This window comes from Curtobacterium luteum, from assembly GCF_001475545.1.
Classification (GTDB): Bacteria; Actinomycetota; Actinomycetes; order Actinomycetales; family Microbacteriaceae; genus Curtobacterium; species Curtobacterium luteum_A.
Map to the genome: position 1 here is coordinate 38,594 of NZ_LDQC01000068.1, position 14,392 is coordinate 52,985.

The 14,392-nt window shown below is 73.1% G+C and carries 14 protein-coding genes; 3 read left to right on the plus strand and 11 right to left on the minus strand.

What is annotated here, in order from left to right; all coding sequences use genetic code 11:
* Positions 1-60: 60 nt before the first annotated feature.
* Complete coding sequence (locus NS184_RS12225) at positions 61-360, minus strand: putative quinol monooxygenase (protein ID WP_242863045.1); 300 nt, start codon at positions 358-360, stop codon at positions 61-63.
* An 84-nt stretch (positions 361-444) separates the two neighbouring features.
* Here NS184_RS12225 and NS184_RS12230 point away from each other — a divergent pair, with 84 nt between their 5' ends.
* A complete protein-coding gene (locus NS184_RS12230; RefSeq protein WP_058726388.1) occupies positions 445-1,908 on the plus strand; it encodes an amidase in 1,464 nt (487 codons plus the stop codon).
* Positions 1,909-2,385: 477 nt separating this feature from the next.
* Here NS184_RS12230 and NS184_RS12235 read toward each other — a convergent pair whose 3' ends face one another.
* The 6 genes from NS184_RS12235 to NS184_RS12260 are packed head-to-tail and all read right to left on the minus strand — an operon-like array spanning position 2,386 to position 8,502.
* Positions 2,386-3,168, minus strand: coding sequence for an ABC transporter ATP-binding protein (locus NS184_RS12235; RefSeq protein WP_193750460.1), 783 nt, complete (start codon positions 3,166-3,168; stop codon positions 2,386-2,388).
* Entirely contained in the window at positions 3,165-4,031 is an 867-nt protein-coding gene (locus NS184_RS12240; protein WP_083513667.1) for an ABC transporter ATP-binding protein, read from the minus strand. Before NS184_RS12240 ends, NS184_RS12235 begins: the two co-directional genes overlap by 4 nt.
* Positions 4,028-4,963 (minus strand): ABC transporter permease, encoded by a 936-nt coding sequence (locus NS184_RS12245; RefSeq protein WP_242863042.1) that lies wholly within the window; start codon positions 4,961-4,963, stop codon positions 4,028-4,030. The genes NS184_RS12240 and NS184_RS12245 overlap by 4 nt, the downstream gene beginning before the upstream one ends.
* Entirely contained in the window at positions 4,960-5,913 is a 954-nt protein-coding gene (locus NS184_RS12250; RefSeq protein WP_058726389.1) for an ABC transporter permease, read from the minus strand. Before NS184_RS12250 ends, NS184_RS12245 begins: the two co-directional genes overlap by 4 nt.
* Positions 5,914-5,949: 36 nt before the next feature.
* A complete protein-coding gene (locus tag NS184_RS12255; RefSeq protein ID WP_058726390.1) occupies positions 5,950-7,488 on the minus strand; it encodes an ABC transporter substrate-binding protein in 1,539 nt (512 codons plus the stop codon).
* Positions 7,489-7,548: 60 nt separating this feature from the next.
* A complete protein-coding gene (locus tag NS184_RS12260; protein WP_058726391.1) occupies positions 7,549-8,502 on the minus strand; it encodes an alpha/beta fold hydrolase in 954 nt (317 codons plus the stop codon).
* Between the two features lie 64 nt (positions 8,503-8,566).
* On the opposite strand from NS184_RS12260, the gene NS184_RS12265 reads away from it, so the two are divergent.
* Both NS184_RS12265 and NS184_RS12270 read left to right on the plus strand, forming a co-directional pair.
* Positions 8,567-9,481: a siderophore-interacting protein gene (locus tag NS184_RS12265; RefSeq protein ID WP_242863043.1), complete on the plus strand. Its 915-nt coding sequence runs from the start codon at positions 8,567-8,569 to the stop codon at positions 9,479-9,481.
* 5 nt (positions 9,482-9,486) lie between these two features.
* Positions 9,487-10,293 (plus strand): ABC transporter ATP-binding protein, encoded by an 807-nt coding sequence (locus tag NS184_RS12270; RefSeq protein ID WP_083513668.1) that lies wholly within the window; start codon positions 9,487-9,489, stop codon positions 10,291-10,293.
* A 364-nt stretch (positions 10,294-10,657) separates the two neighbouring features.
* Here NS184_RS12270 and NS184_RS12275 read toward each other — a convergent pair whose 3' ends face one another.
* From NS184_RS12275 to NS184_RS12290, 4 genes are all read right to left on the minus strand, one after another.
* A complete protein-coding gene (locus NS184_RS12275; RefSeq protein WP_242863044.1) occupies positions 10,658-11,014 on the minus strand; it encodes a Fe-S oxidoreductase in 357 nt (118 codons plus the stop codon).
* Complete coding sequence (locus tag NS184_RS12280; protein ID WP_058726394.1) at positions 11,011-12,414, minus strand: dihydrolipoyl dehydrogenase family protein; 1,404 nt, start codon at positions 12,412-12,414, stop codon at positions 11,011-11,013. Before NS184_RS12280 ends, NS184_RS12275 begins: the two co-directional genes overlap by 4 nt.
* Positions 12,415-12,619: 205 nt before the next feature.
* On the minus strand, positions 12,620-13,441 hold the full coding sequence (locus tag NS184_RS12285; RefSeq protein WP_058726395.1) for an arginase family protein: 822 nt from the start codon (positions 13,439-13,441) through the stop codon (positions 12,620-12,622).
* 111 nt (positions 13,442-13,552) lie between these two features.
* The gene (locus NS184_RS12290; RefSeq protein ID WP_058726396.1) at positions 13,553-14,278 is read right to left on the minus strand and encodes a PspA/IM30 family protein; all 726 of its coding nucleotides are present in this window, start codon (positions 14,276-14,278) and stop codon (positions 13,553-13,555) included.
* Positions 14,279-14,392: the final 114 nt, after the last annotated feature.

A 14,392-nucleotide genomic window follows, 5' to 3' on the forward strand; every position in this document is an offset into this window, starting at 1 on the left:
ACCTGCCACGAGGGAGCACCAGCGCCCCCGCAGAACGGACGCGGACGCGGACGCGGACGATCAGTCGAGCGTGATCGACCGGTCGAACGTCCGGGTGGTGGGCGGCCCGGCGATGACCGACCCGAGCTCCCGCGCCGCTCCCTCCGGTGTCGCACGCCACGCGACGTAGGCCGCGTGGTCGGCCGCCGTCGTCCACCGCTCCACGACCACCACGTGGTGCGGGTCGGCGTCCTCGACGATCACCTCGAGCGACTCGTTGCCGGCGAAGGCACGGGTCTGGGCGAGGGTCGCGCGGATCGCGGTCTCGATGTGGTCGGCGGGCAGGTCGTCGCGGAGCTGCACCTCGAGCAGGACGGTCATCGACACTTCGGGCACCTTTCGTCGTGGTTGCGCGGGACAACACGCGGCGGCCGTCGGCTGTTCCCGCGGCCTAGGCTGACACGCGTGTTCGAACTGCACCACCTGTCCGCCCAGGAGCTCTGGGACTGGGTCCGTCGCGGTGAGGTGACCGCGCGCGAGGCGGTCGACCACTACCTGGCGCGCATCGAGCGGCTCGACCCCGACGGCGTCGACGGGCCCGGACTCGGCGCCTTCGTGACCGTCACGGCCGAGGCCGCGCGCGACCGTGCCGACCACCTCGGTGGACGGGTGCCGACGTCGCGGCCGCTGTGGGGCCTCCCGGCGGCCGACAAGGACCTGTACGACCGGGCGGGCGTCGTCACCCGCAACGGCACGACCAGCCTGCCTGCGCGGTCGGCGCGCGCCGACCACCCGCTCGTCGCCGCGGCGGACGCCGCGGGCAGCATCAGTCTCGGCAAGACGGCCTCGCCGGAGTTCGGGATGTCGTCGTCGTCGGAGACCCGGTTCGGCACGACCCGCAACCCGTACGACCCCGCCCGCGCGCCCGGCGGCAGCTCGAGCGGTGCCGCCGTGGCGGTCGCCGCCGGGCTCCTCCCCGCGGCGGTCGGCAGCGACGGAGGCGGATCCGTGCGGATCCCGGCAGCGGCGACGGGGCTCGTCGGGCTGAAGCCGAGCCGTGGCCGCGTCCCCGCGATGCCGGGCCGGTCAGGGGTCGGCGGCCTCTCGGTGGCCGGGCCGCTGACCCGCACGGTCGCCGACGCGGGCATGCTGCTCGACGCGCTCGTCCGACCCACGGGCCTCGACGAACCGGAGCCGTACGCGCTCGTCACGCCCGACGGCGGCGAGGGGCCGTTCACCGCGGCGGCCGTCCGCGGCGAGGGGCGGTACGTGGTCGGCCTCCTCGACGGTTCGCCCTGGGACGACACCGTCGACGTCGTGGTGGACCCCGCCGCGCGGGCTGCGGTCGAGACGGCCGTGCGGGTGCTCGGCGAGGTCGGTCACGGGGTCGAGGACGTCGCGATGCCGCGCACGCCCTACGCCGACGCGTTCCGGGTGGCGTGGGAGTCGAGCGCGGCGCGGCTGCCGCTCGTCCCGGGCATCGACCTGCGCGAGCTCACGCCCCTCGTCGGGTGGCTCGTCGACCGCGGCCGGCGCCTGACCGGGACGCAGGTGCTCGACGCGATGACGACACTCGACGCGTTCTCGGTCTCGCTCATCGGCGCGTTCGACCGGTTGGACGCCGTGCTCACCCCGACCCTCGCGCTGACGCCTCGGCCGCTGGGTTGGTACGGCGACGAACCGGAGGAGGACTTCCGGCGGCAGTGCGCCTACTCGCCGTGGACCTCGATGGCGAACGTGTCCGGGCTGCCGGCGATCACGCTGCCGGTGGGTGTGACGGCCGACGAGCACCCCGACGGCGGCGGGCTCCCGATGGGGGTGCAGCTGATCGGCCGCCCGGGCGGAGAACGGGTGCTGCTGGCGATCGGTGCCCAGCTCGAGCGTCGGCTCCGCTGGCAGCGGCGGCACCCGCCCGCCTGGACCGCGTAGGGGCCGGACGGGAGGCCCGTGGCGGCGCCGCCACGGGCCTCCCGTCCGGGACGTGCCGGGTGGGCGCGGGGCGCGCCGTCCCGGAGCGACACGGTCGTTGTCGTACGACGTCGGCGACGTCGCTCGTTGCGCGTGCAACGGTTGCGTGCGCGGGGTCGGGAGGCGCCGTCCCGGAACGACACGGTCGTTGTCGTACGACGTCGGCAGGGTCGTTCGTTGCGCGTGCAACGGTTGCATGCGCGGCAGAACGACACCACCGCTGTCGTACGACGGCGGCCGCGTCGCTCGTTGCGCGTGCAAGAGTTGCGTGCGCGGGGTCGGGAGGCGCGTCCCCGAAGGACACGGTCGCTGTCGTACGACGTCGGCCGCGTCGTCGACGAGCCAGCCGCGTGGGACGACCCACTTCGACTCCGCACGCGTCGATCGACACGCAGGGCGTCGGAACGCGCGCGTTTCGCCGAGCCCGGACCTGTCGTCCTACGGCAACGTCGGCGCGGCCGCCACGAGCGCCCGCGTCACGGGGTGCTCCGGCGCGTCGAGGAGCGACACCGGCCCGTGCTCGACGACCCGCCCCGCCGACATCACGGCCACCGTGTCGCACAGCCGCTGCACCACGCCGATGTCGTGCGACACGAGCACCAGGGTCAGCCCGAGGTCGTCGGCGAGCGACCGGAACAGGTCGATCACGCGGGCGCGGACCACCACGTCGAGGGCACTCATCGGCTCGTCCCCGAACAGGATCCGGGGCGAGTGCACCACGGCGCGGGCGATCGCGATGCGCTGCCGCTGCCCGCCGGAGAACTCGTGCGGGTACCGCGTCACGGCGTCCGCCGGCAGGTCCACCCGCTCCAGCACCGAGGACACGAGCGCGGCGTGCGAGCCGGGGACCCGGAGCGCCCGCAGTGGTTCGGCGACGATGGCACCGACGCGCATGCGCGGGTCGAGCGAGGCGTACGGGTCCTGGAACACCACGCCGGTCTCGCGTCGGAACCAGCGCAGCGCACGCGCGGACGCCGACGCGACCACTGGCCGTCCGGACGCCGTCACGGTCCCGGCGGTGGGTGCCTCCAGGCCGGCGAGCAGCCGCACCAGGGTGGACTTGCCGGAGCCGGACTCGCCGACGATGCCGAGGCGGCTGCCGGCGGCGACCGTCAGGTCGACGCCGTCGACCGCGGTCCGGACCGGTCCGGGCTCGAACGGTCCACGGCGGGGGAGCCGGTAGTGCCGGTGCAGTCCGGTGCCCTCGAGCAGTGCGGTCACCGGTCTCCTCCGGGGGTGCGGCGGGCGGTGGCCCGGGCGGCGGACACGAGCGCGGCGGTCGCCGGGTGCGACGGCGCGGAGAGCAGCTGCTGGACCGAGCCCCGCTCGACCACGCGTCCGGCGTCGAGCACGACCGCGGTGTCGGTGATCCGGGCGAGGACGGCGAGGTCGTGGGTGACGAACACCGTCCCCGCGGCCTGCCGTTCGAAGAGGTCGAGGATGCGCGCCTCGGTGGTGACGTCGAGGGCGGTCGTCGGTTCGTCGGCGACGAGGTACGCCGGCTCGCCCGCCACCGCCATCGCGATGCAGACGCGTTGCCGCTGACCGCCGGAGAGCTGGTGCGGGTACTGCCGGAGGAGCGACGAGGGGTCGGGGAGGCCGACCTCGGTGGCGAGCGCGACCGCTCGGGCCGCGGCGGTCCGCCTGTCGAGGCCGTGGTGCAGGCGGAGCGGCTCCGCGATCTGCGCGCCCACCCGTCGCAGCGGGTCGAGCGCGGTGCCCGGCTCCTGGAACACCATCCCGATGCCCGAGCCGCGGTGGCGCGCGCGCTCCCGGTCCGGCATCCCGACGAGTTCGGTGCCGTCGAGGCAGACGCTGCCGGTGACGGTCGCCCCCGCGGGTTCCAGACCCATGAGCGCGAGCGCGGTCATCGACTTGCCGGAGCCGGAGGCGCCGATGACGCCGAGGCGTCGGCCGGGAGGCACGGTGAACGTCACACGGTCGAGGATCGTCCGCCCCGCGATGCGGACGGTGAGGTCGCGCACCTCGAGCCCGCCCGTCGCGTCGACCGTGCTGGTCGCGTCGACCGTGCCGGTCCGTCCGGTCCGATCGGTCCGCCCGCTCTGCTCGTCCTGGCCGGTCATGCGGTCACCCCCGGTTCGGCGCCGGCGGCGCGGTCGCGGTCGGCCGCGGACGTCGTGCCGCCGTCCGCGGTTCCCGAGGTTGCCGGGCCGGCAGCGTCGGCGGACCGGTCCGCCGTGGTCAGCCGCGGGTCGGTCGCGTCACGGACGGCGTCGCCGAGGAGCGACAGCGCCGCGACGACGAGGGCGATCGACGCGCCCGGCCAGGTCGCACTCCAGGGGTGCACGCCGATGTACGCCTGGAGGTCGGACAGGAGCGACCCCCACGACGCCGTGTTCGACCCGGCGCCGTAGCCGAGGTACGACAGCCCGGCCTCGGCGAGCACCGCGGTCGCCATCGCGAGCGAGAGCTGCACGGTGAAGAGCGGCGCCGCGTTCGGGACGAGGTGCCGCAGCAGCACGCCACCACCGCCGACACCGGACGCGCGGGCCGCGGTGACGTAGTCGCTCCGGGCGATGCGGCGGATCTCCCCGCGGGCGACGCGGGCGATCGTGACGCCGAACGACAGCCCGACCGAGACGATCACGACACCGAGCGAGCCGCCGTACACCGCGGTGAGGAGCATGGCGGTGAGGAGCGTCGGGAACGCCACGAGGATGTCGAGGAGGACCGCCGTGCCCTCCCGGACCCACCGTGCGGTCAGCGACCCGATCGCGGTGAGGACGATGCCGACCACGCTCGCGATCACGCCGGACCCGACGGCGACGAGGACCGTCGTGCGGGTGCCGGCGAGCAGGTAGCTGGCGATGTCGCGCCCGGAGGCGTCGGTCCCGAACCAGTGCGCGGCGCTGGGGCCCTCCCACTGGTGGAACGGGTCGGCGCGGAAGGGGTCCTGCGGCGTCCACACGAGCGACACCGCGGCGAGGACCACGAGGAGCGCGAGCACCACCACGGCGAAGACGCCGGTCGGTCGGGCGAGGAGACGACGGATCACGACGAGGCCTCCCGCTGCCGGGGGTCGAGGGCGCGGTGCACGACGTCGACCGCGAAGCCGACGAGCAGGACGAGCCCGGTGAGCACGAGCAGCTCCGACTGCACCTTCGTGACGTCCCGCCGTCCGACGTCGGTGACGAGCATCCGGCCGACCCCGGGGAGCGAGAACAGCTGCTCGACCACGACCGCCCCGACGAGCAGCCCCGCGATCTGCACCCCCAGCACGGCGAGTACGGTCAGCGCGACCGAGGGCAGCCCGTGCCGGAGGAGCGCCTGGGTCCGGGTGAGCCCGATCGCCGCAGCCGTCCGGACGTGGTCGGCATCGAGGACGCTGAGCGTCGCCGAGCGGGTGAAGCGGAGGATGACCGCGCCCTCGACCGCGCCGATCGTCAGGGCCGGGAGCACGAGCGAGGAGAACGCCCGACCGGGCTCCTGCCAGCCGTCGAGCGGGAAGCCCTGCGTCGGGAGCCAGTGCAGCGTCACCGCGAACAGGGCCACGAGGAGCATGCCCGCCCAGACGATCGGCACCGCCGCGACGGCCTGCGCGACGAACCCGATGACCGCGCCGCCCGCACGCTTGCGGAGCACGGCGGCCAGCACGCCGAGCGGCACCCCGAGGACGAGGGCCGCGACGAGCGACATGCCCGCGAGCGGCAGCGTGACGCCGAGCTTCTGCACGAGCTCGGGCGCGACCGGGCCGTCCGTGACGAGTGACCGGCCGAGGTCACCCCGGAACAGCCCGCCGACCCAGTCGAGGTACTGCAGGACGACGGGGCGGTCGAGCCCGAGCTCCTGCCGCAGCTGCGCGACCTGCTCCGGGGTGGCCTGGGTGCCGGCGACGATCTGCGCCACGTCGCCCGGCAGCACCCGCAGCGTGGCGAACACGATGATGCTCGCCACGAGCAGGCCGACGACGAGCAGCAGGAGCCGCCCGATCAGGAACCGGGTCACGCGTCGATGCTACGGGGAGCGGCCGTCACCGTCGGCTCACCGGACGGCGAGCTTCGACAGGTCGAGCCGGGAGTTCGTGCCGTCGAACGGCACCCCCGTCACGCCCTTCCGCACCGCGGTGATCGACGTCGACGTGTACAGCCACTCGCCGGCGGCGTCCTCGGACACGATCCGGGCCGCCTTCCGGAGCGCCTCGACCTTGGCCGACTCGGTCGTCGCCGCGACGGACTGCGCGTAGAGGTCCTGGACCTCCTGGTTGTCGTACCCGAAGTAGTAGTCCGGGTTCGCCCAGTTGCCGAAGTCCCGCGCCTCGACGTGGTCGACCATGCTCATGTCGAACGTGCGGTCCCCGGACTTCGGGGCCTGGAACACCGTGGAGAGCCAGGTCGCGAAGTCGACGCGCTTGACGGTCAGGGTGATGCCGACGTCGGCGAGCTGCGACTTCAGCACGTCGCCGATCGTCGTCGGGTAGATGTTCGCGTACGTCAGCGTGAGGTCGAGCTTCTGCTTGCCGGCCGCGGCGAGGAGCTTCTTCGCGTTCGCGGGGTCGTACGCGTCGATCGAGGTGAGGTCCTCGTAGCCGGGGTCGAGCGCCGGGATCGGACCACCCTGCTCGACGCCGGTGCCACCGATCGCCTTGATGATCGCCTTCGCGTCGATGGCCTGCCGGATGGCCTGGCGCACGCGCTTGTCGGTGAACGGGGCCTTCTTGTCGTTGAACGCCAGCGTGTACTTGTCGGTCGTCTTGCCGGTGTGGAGCGTGATGTCCTGGTTGCCCTCGAGCTGGCTCTTGAGTGTTCCGTCGACCGCGGTCTGCACGTCGAGGTCGCCGTTCGCCATCGCGTTGACGGCGGTCGAGGGCTCGGTGATGTAGCGGAACTCGACCTTGGCGACCTTCGCCTTCGCGCCCCAGTAGTCGTCGTTGCGCTCGAAGGTCAGCGAGTCGCCCTGCTTCCACGACGCGACCTCGTACGGGCCGGTGCCGTTCGCCGAGTCCGACAGGTCGTTCTTCGCCGCCTTCTCGAGCACGAGGCCCGAGCGTCCGGTGAGGTTCCAGAGCAGGTCGGAGTCCGGCTTCGAGAGCTGGAGGACGACCGTGTCGGACGACGGCGACGTGATCGACGCGACGTTCGCGAGCTTGGCCGAGTCGACGTAGGTCTCGTTGTCCTTGACCTGCTCGAGCGACCACACGACGTCGGCAGCGGTGACGCGCTTGCCGTCCTGGAACGTCGTGCCCTTCCGCAGGGTGAACGTGTAGGTGCGTCCGTCGGAGGAGACCTCGTGCGAGGACGCGAGCACGTTCCGGACCTCGCCGTCCGCGGTCCGGCCGACGAGGCCCTGGTAGACGTTGTCGATGAGCACCTGGTCGAGCGCGGCACCGGACTGGGTGCGGATGTCGAGGCTCGTGGGCTCGAGCACCAGGCCGACGCGCACGGTGGCGTCGGCGCCGCCCTGCTCGGTCGAGGACCCGGAGCAGCCGGCGAGTGCGAGTGCGGAGACGGCGGCCACCGCGGTCGCGGCGAGGGCGATGCGCGCCCGCTTCGACGCGGCGGTGCGGGGGAGGAGCGGACTCATGGGTTGTGGGTTCCTTCCGGGCGCTCGTGGCGACGGTCGTCGCGCGGCGCTCGCACGAGACTACTGGCGTGCGGAGCCGTGCTGCGACGGTTTCTGTTCCGAGTGCAACAATTCGTGATCGTGCGTCCATGCCCGGATCGCGCGGGCGAGTTCGAGCGGTGCCTGGTTCTGCACCGCGTGCCGCGACGGCACCGTCACGATCCGGGCGTCCGGCAGACGTTCGGCGAACGAGGCGTGCAGCTTCGGCGAGACGTAGCCGCGGTCGCCGCGCACGAGGAGGATCGGCACGTCCAGTGCCTCGAGGTCCGGCCAGGCATCGGCGAACCGCCCCACCGAGGCGGTGCGGCCGATCGGCAGGTGCGGGAAGTGGTGCCGACGCACGAGTCGGCCGTCGGCACCGAGCCGCGTGGTGTGCCGGGCCTCGCGCAGCAGGACGTCCCGGTCGTCGCCGACCCGTGCCTCGACGGCGCGGTCGACGACCTCGTCGAGCGACGCGAACGGCTCCTCGTCCTCGAGCGCGCGGGCGATCCGGTCCACGGCCCGCTGTGCGAAGTCCGGGGACATGTCGACGAGCACGAGGCCCGTGACCCGCTCGGGAGCGGTCGCGGCGATCCGCGCGGCGAGGATGGCGCCGAGCGAGTGCCCGACGAGGACCCCCGGCGGCACGTCCAGCGCGTCGAGCGCGGCGAGCACGGTCGGCGCGGTCGCGCTCGCGCCGTAGTCGGCGTCGTCGCGCCACGACGACCGTCCGTGCCCCGGCAGGTCGAGCGCGACCGCCGGCGCGCCGACGGCGATCGCCGTCTGGTCGAAGCTGTGCGCGTCGATGCCGAGCCCGTGCAGGTAGGTGATCCGGGCCTCCCGGTCGCCCCACCGGATCGCGGACACGTCGTGCCCGTCCGCGGTGCGGACCACCTGCCTGGAGGCGCCCAGCGGCTCCGTCACGCCGCTCGCGGCGGCGAGACGGGCGAGGTCGGCGAACTCGTCGGGCTGGTCGGGCGGTGCGGCAACGGACACGCGACGATCCTGCCACCGCGCCGAACCCTGGCCGCGTTAGGTAAGGCATGCCATACTTGGACCCGTGGCAGCCCTGTACCGCATCTTCTCCGTCCGCGTGGCAGCCGTCACGTCCCTCACGCCGCACTTCGTGCGCGTGACGCTGACGGGCGACGCCCTCGCGGAGTTCTCCGCCGTCGGGCTCGACCAGCGGATCAAGGTCATGCTGCCGATCGAGGGCCACGGGTTCACCGAGCTGCCCGAGGACGGCGACTGGTACGCCGCCTGGCGTGACCTGCCGGACGCGGTGCGCAACCCGCTCCGCACCTACACCGTGCGGTCGTTCCGGCCCGACGCGCACGAGCTCGACATCGACTTCGTCGCGCACGGCGACGCCGGACCCGCCTCGCGCTGGGTGTCCGGCTGCCGGGTGGGCGACGAGCTGCGGATCATCGGTCCCCGGGTGCCGGAGTCGCCCGACGAGCTGGCGACCGGTGCCGCCGAGTTCGCCCCCGGCACCGCGACCCGCATCCTGCTCGCCGGCGACGAGACCGCCGCGCCCGCCATCTGCGCCATCCTCGAGGCGCTCGACGTCGCCACGGTCGGTCACGTCTTCATCGAGGTCCCGACCGACGCCGACCGGCTGCCGGTCAGCGCGCCGTCCGGGGTCGAGGTCCGGTGGATCGCCCGCAACGGCGCGTCGCACGGTGTCCGGATGACCGACCAGGTGCACGCGTGGGCGTCGACCGTCACCGCGACCAGCGGCGGCGGTCCGTCGGCGGTCTGCGCCGACGTCACCGACTTCACCGAGGTCGACGTCGACGAGCAGGTCCTCTGGGAGGTCCCCTCGCCGGTCGACGAGCGCCCGGTCTACGCCTGGATCGCGGGGGAGGCCGGTTGCGTCAAGGAGCTCCGCCGCCACCTCGTGCGCGGGGTCGGTCTCGACCGCAAGCAGGTCGCGTTCATGGGCTACTGGCGGAACGGCAAGGCCGAGCATTGACAGCGGTGGTGCCGACCACCGCCCTGCCGACGACCGCGCTGGGTGCTCGTGGGCTGACGCTCGCGTACGACGACCGCGTGGTCGTGTCCTCGCTCGACGTGGACGTCCCGGACGGTGAGCTGACGGTCGTCATCGGACCGAACGCCTGCGGGAAGTCGACGCTGCTCAAGTCCTTCGCGCGCACGCTGCGGCCCAGCGCGGGCACGGTGTACCTCGACGGGGCGCCGATCACGTCCCTCCGCCCGAAGGCCGCCGCCCGTCGGGTGGCGATGCTGCCGCAGACGCCGATCGCCCCGGACGGCATCACTGTCCGCGACCTCGTGTCGCGCGGACGCTTCCCGCACCAGGACCTCCTGCACCCGTCGTCGGGGTCCGACCGGGCGGCCGTGCAGGCTGCCCTGGAGCAGACCGACACGGTGTCGCTCGCGGATCGCAGCGTCGACGAGCTCTCGGGTGGGCAGCGGCAGCGCGTGTGGATCGCGATGGTGCTCGCGCAGGGGACCGACATCGTCCTGCTCGACGAGCCCACGACGTTCCTCGACATCGCGCACCAGTACGACGTGCTCGAACTCGCGGCCGGGCTGCACCGCGCCGGGCGGACAGTCGTGGCGGTGCTGCACGACCTCAACCAGGCCGCGCGGTACGCCACGCACCTGATCGCGATGCGCGCGGGGTCGATCGTCGCGGCGGGCACTCCGGCGGAGGTCCTGACGGCCTCCCTCGTCGAGGACGTCTTCGGCCTGCCGTGCGTCGTCGTCCCCGATCCGGAGACCGGCACGCCCCTCGTCGTCCCGAGGCGTCCCGCGGCCTGACGGTGCCTGCTCGCCGCGGACGCGTGGTCTGCCCGCCGCGGACTCCGGCAAGCGGTTGGTCGCAGGACGTGCCGCTCACCTCCGTCGCGCGCGACACCTTCCGCGACCAGCGCGAGAGACGCGCGGCATGTCGCGCGACCAAGCGACGGACTGCCCGCTGGCAGAAGCATCACGTGCTGCGGCGCCGGTTGGTCGCAGGACGTGCCGCTCACCTTCTTCGCGCGCGACACCTTCCGCGACCAGGCCGAGACACAGACGGCATGTTGCGCGACCAGCTCGGGACCCGCGGCAGTCGCGCGACCGAGGAACGGACTGGAGGCCCGTGGCGGCGCCGCCACGCGCCTCCCGTCCGTCCCGAGCAGCGTCAGCGGACGTAGCCGCCGTCCTCGAGACCGGCCTCGACCTCGAAGCGGTTGCGCAGCGGGTCGCGCCCGGCGATCGCGTACAGGACGGGCATCGCCATGCCGTACCGCTTCCACTGCGTGACGTGGACCCGCTCGTGCCGGAGCACGCGGTCGCCGTCGTTGTCGCGCGTCAGGTACACCGAGCCGACGCAGGTGCCGCCTCGGCGGAACGCCCACCGGGGGAGGCCCGAGCAGACGACCAACCCGTCGACCACCCGGACGGGCCCGGTCGACAACGGGAGCCCGACGGCGAGGCCGACGGCGGTCGCGACGAGCCATCCGGCCCGGGACACGACCGAGTCGACGAACGGGTTCACTCCGGGCGGCCGTAGGTCTCGAGGAGCCGCAGCCACACCTCGTTCATCGTGGGGTAGGCGGGAACGGCGTGCCAGAGGCGGTCGATCGGCACCTCACCGACGACCGCGATCGTCGCCGCGTGCAGCATCTCCGCGACGTCCTGGCCGACGAAGGTCGCGCCGACGACGACGCCACGGGATTCGTCCACGACCAGGTTCGCTCGGCCGGCGTACCCGTCCGCCTGCAGCGCGGCGCCGGCGACGTTGCCGAGTTCGTACTCGACGGTGCGGACGTCGATGCCCTGCTCGCGGGCCTTCGCCTCGGTGAGCCCGACGCTCGCGACCTCAGGGTCCGTGAACGTCACCTGCGGGGCGGCGGCGTGGTCGGCGGTGGCGACGTGCGCACCCCACGGTTCGGTGTGGAGCGGCGTGCCCTGGAACCGGGCGGCGATCGCCTCGCCGGCGGCGCGCGCCTGGTACTTGCCCTGGTGGGTGAGCAGCACGCGGTGGTTCACGTCGCCGACCGCGTACAGCCAGTCGGTGCCGTGCACGAGCATCGTGTCGTCGACGTCGAGCCACGCGCCCGGTTCGAGGCCGACCGTCTCGAGACCGAGGTCGGCGGTGTGCGCGCGGCGACCGGTGGCGGCGAGGACCTCGCTCGTGACGACCGTCGAGCCGTCGTCGAGCGTCGTGGTGACCAGGCCGTGTTCGTCGCGGTCGACCCGCACGGGGTTCACTCCGGTACGGACGTCGACGCCGCGAGCGCGGAGGGCGTCCGCCACGAGCTCGCCGGCGAACGGCTCCATCCCACCGAGCAGGCCGTGCCGGGCGACGAGGGTGACCTTCGCGCCGAGCGATGCCCAGGCGGTCGCGAGCTCCGAGCCGGAGACACCGCCACCGATGACGAGCAGGCTTTCCGGGACCTCCTGCGCGCTGGTTGCCTCGCGGGTGCCCCACGGCTGAGCCTCGGCCAGACCGGGGACGTCGGGCAGGGTGTGCAGCGAACCGGTGACCACGGCGACGGCCGCGCGGGCCGAGTGGGACTCGCCGCCGACCTCGATGGTCTTCTCACCGGTGATGCGCGCGTGCCCGCGGAGGAGGGCGATGTCGGCCGACTCGAGCCAGGACACCTGCCCGTCGTCCTTCCAGTCCGAGGTGAAGGAGTTGCGGCGGGCGAGCACGTGCGCGGCGTCGAGGGTGCCGGTGACGGCCTGCGCTGCCCCGTCGAGGCGCTTGGCCGCCTCGAGCGCATGGCCGCTGCGGAGGAGCGCCTTGGAGGGCATGCACGCCCAGTACGAGCACTCACCACCGACGAGTTCCGCCTCCACGATCGCGACCGAGAGTCCGCGCTTGTGGGCGTAGTCCGCCACGTTCTCGCCGACTGCGCCGGCGCCGATCACGATGAGGTCGTAGTCCGTCATGTCGCCAACCTACGCGGCCTCGATCAGGGGATGCCGACGGAGATGGGTACAGGGCGTGGCCGGGTCGGTCCCCGCACCCGCCAGGGCTCGGGCGTCTTCGCGGCGTTCGCCAAGGCTCGGGGGTCTTCGCGATGTTCGCAAGGGCTCAGGGGGTCTTCGCGGCGTTCGCCAGGGCTCAGAGGGTCTTCGCGGCGTTCGCCAGGGCTCAGGGGGTCTTCGCGGCGTTGGCCAGGGCCCCGACGGCCCGCAGGATCACGCCGAGGTCGTCGACGGCACGCTCGGGGTCGACCGGCGCGAACCCGGTGAGGGCCGCACCCACGAGCCGACGACCCCGCGTCGCCGCCTGGATGAGCTCGACCAGGCCGGCACCGTCGAGACCGAAGGGCACTGGTTCGAGGAGCCCGTCGACCTCCGAGGGGTCGAGCACGTCGAGGTCGACGTGGACGAAGACCGAACCAGCTGCCGTGGCGTCCACGGCGGCGGCGACGGCGTCGGCGGTGGCGGCGTCCACGTCGAGGGTGCGGATGCCGGCGCGCTCGAGCGCGGTCAGTTCGCTGTCCTCCGTGCCACGCACGCCCGCGAGGACGACCTTCGACCCCGACAGGACGGGCAGGTCGGGGAAGAGGTCGTCCGGTCGGTCGACGAGGATCCGGAGCGCCGCCGCCTCGGCCGCCACCGGTTGGGCGCGGTTCAACGGGCGGTAGCCGCTCGACCCTGCGATCCGGACGAAGGCGGTGTCGTCGTCGACACCGACCGTCGCGCCGAGGAACGACGAGCCGTCTCCGCCGACGACGAACGGGGTCTCGCGTGCGACGCTGGACTCCTCGGCCACCCGTTCCGCTGTCTGCCGCACCGAGGTGTAGCGGGCGATCGCGGTCTCGAGTCGGTCACCCGCCCCCGGCGGGACGTCGACCACCGTCGTGGAGGCCCGGGGGAGGTCCGCCGCGATCGCTGCCGCGCCGTCCCCCAGCCGCATCGCACGGGACGACGCCGAACCCTGCCACTGACCGACCACGATGAAGTGCATCGTGCCAGTCTGGCAGCCGGGTCCGGCGTCGTCCGGAGCGCGTGCTGGGTTGCTGCTGGGTCGCGGCTGGGTCAGCGCCCAGCGACACGGCCCCGCGCGCAGCGCAACTGGTCAGATGCTCGACGAGCCACCGCTCTTGAGCGCAGCGAGTCGGGCCTCGACCTCGGCGTCCTTGCCGACGTCCTCGAGGCTCTCGAACTGCGCGTCCAGGCTCGAGGACTGGAGCTCCTGCTGCCCGAGGACCTTCGCCTCTTCGCGGCGGACCTTCTCCTCGAAGCGGTTGAGGTCGCTCGTCGGGTCGGTGATGTCGATGTTCCCGATCGCGTCGTTGACCTTCGACTGGGCCTCCGCCGTCTTCTGGCGGGCGACGAGCGAGTCGCGCTTCGACTTGAGCTCCTCGAGCTTCTGCTCCATGCCGGCGAGTCCGGCCTTGAGCTTCTCGACCTGCTCGTTCTGCGTCGCGAGCGGTCCCTCGTTGTCCTTGACCTCTTGCTCGGCGGCGATCTGCTTGCCGATGGCGATCTTGGCGAGGTTGTCGAACTTGTCGGCGTCGGCGGTCTTGCCCTCGGCGCGGTACTTGTCGGCGGCGGAGGAGGCGTTGGCGGCCTTCTGCCCCCACTCCACAGCGGCCTTCTTGTCCTCCTCGTGGTCCTGTTCGAGCAGGCGGAGGTTACCGATGGTCTGCGCGATGGCGGTCTTCGCATCCGCGATGTTGTTCGAGTAGTCCCGCACGAGCTGGTCGAGCATCAGCTGCGGGTCCTCGGCGTTGTCGATGAGCTGGTTCACGTTCGCCCGGATGAGCGAGGAGATGCGCCCGAGGATCGTCTGCTTGGCCATTGCTGTTCCCTTTCTGGAGAAGAACGGTTCCGTGCTGTCAGGTCGTGCTGTCAGGTCGTGGTGCGGGTGGTGCCGGCCAGGAGGGGCGCCGGTCAGAAGCGGCCGCCGCCGGAG